Source organism: Nocardioides guangzhouensis (assembly GCF_004519545.1).
Lineage (GTDB): Bacteria > Actinomycetota > Actinomycetes > Propionibacteriales > Nocardioidaceae > Nocardioides > Nocardioides guangzhouensis.
This window is the reverse complement of record NZ_SDKM01000114.1, coordinates 1-1,174: the sequence shown is the minus strand read 5'-3', so window position 1 is coordinate 1,174 and position 1,174 is coordinate 1. Positions and strand designations below refer to the sequence as shown.

General features: G+C 64.1%; 2 protein-coding genes. Both read left to right on the top strand.

Annotated elements, in window-relative coordinates:
• Positions 1-311: 311 nt before the first annotated feature.
• On the top strand, positions 312-785 hold the full coding sequence (locus tag EKO23_RS24690; RefSeq protein WP_134721236.1) for a nucleotidyltransferase domain-containing protein: 474 nt from the start codon (positions 312-314) through the stop codon (positions 783-785).
• The gene (locus EKO23_RS24685; RefSeq protein ID WP_134721234.1) at positions 785-1,147 is read left to right on the top strand and encodes a HepT-like ribonuclease domain-containing protein; all 363 of its coding nucleotides are present in this window, start codon (positions 785-787) and stop codon (positions 1,145-1,147) included. The genes EKO23_RS24690 and EKO23_RS24685 overlap by 1 nt, the downstream gene beginning before the upstream one ends.
• Positions 1,148-1,174: the final 27 nt, after the last annotated feature.

Below are 1,174 nucleotides of genomic sequence, written 5' to 3'. Positions count from 1 at the left end.
GGTTCAAATCCTGTCAGCCCGACTTTGTGAACCGCCCTTGACCTGCGGAAACGCAGGTCAAGGGGCGGTCGGTATCTTGAATGAGTCCCCAAGTGGTCGCTTGTTCGAGTCGCTCGAGGTGTGGCGCTGGCCACCCTCTGAACTGCGAAGACGCAGATCTTCCCGCCGAACCGCAACGCCGGCGTTCCGCACTTATTCCCCAAGTATTCGGAGAAGAGACGAGCCGCGGGACGGGTCCCTGGTCGGCTTCACAGGACGACCGCGAACCGCGTCCCGGGGTCGCCAGGTCTTCGTGCTGATAAGATCACCTTATGGGCCTGCTGGATGAGTACCGAGCTGCCAAGCGCGACGAACAGGTCGCGCGGCTACGTCGCGTTCTCGCGCTTCGGGCCATGGCGGTCAGTGGCATGAGCCAGCGCCAGATCGCCGACGCGTTGGACATCACCCAGCCGGCGGTTAGTCAGCAGCTCAAGTTCGCCTCCGAGCTCGACGACGTCCACCCTGAAGTCCTGCTCGAGGGCGCTGCGCCAGTCCTCAAAGCCCTCGCCGCCGAGCACGGATATTCGCGTCTTGCGGTGTTCGGCTCCGTCGCCCGGCATGAGGCCCGGAAGGACTCCGACATCGACCTGCTGGTGGAAGCGCCCGAGGGCACGTCGTCGTTCGACTTCATCAGGTTCAAGCGACTCGTCGAGCAGGTCCTCGGACGCGAGGTCGACCTGGTGTCCTACGGCGGGTTGAAGCCGAGCATCGATGACGACGTCCGTCGCGAGGCAATGCTGCTGTGATGGACCGCAAGGCCGCCAAGGAACTGGTCCACATCCGAGGCTGGCTTGAGCGCGTCGATGAGATCACCCAGCGCGGCAAGGAGACCTACCTCGCCGACGTCCTCCTACAGGAGGCCGGTGACTCGCTGATGATGAAACTGGGGGAGGCGGCCAACCGGCTATCCCGGCTTGGCGTGTTGCCGCCCGACGGAGTCGAGTGGGCCCTCGCCGTTGCGAACCGCAACTTCATCATCCACCAGTACGACGAGATCAACCGTGAACTGACCTGGCTCACGCTCTCGCGCGATCTCCCGGCATGGAGGTCATCCTTGGCGCCACTCTTCGTGGAAGCCTCGACCACGATCCAACACGACTCCGACTGACGACCCTGCCAAGCCAGCCCCACGCGC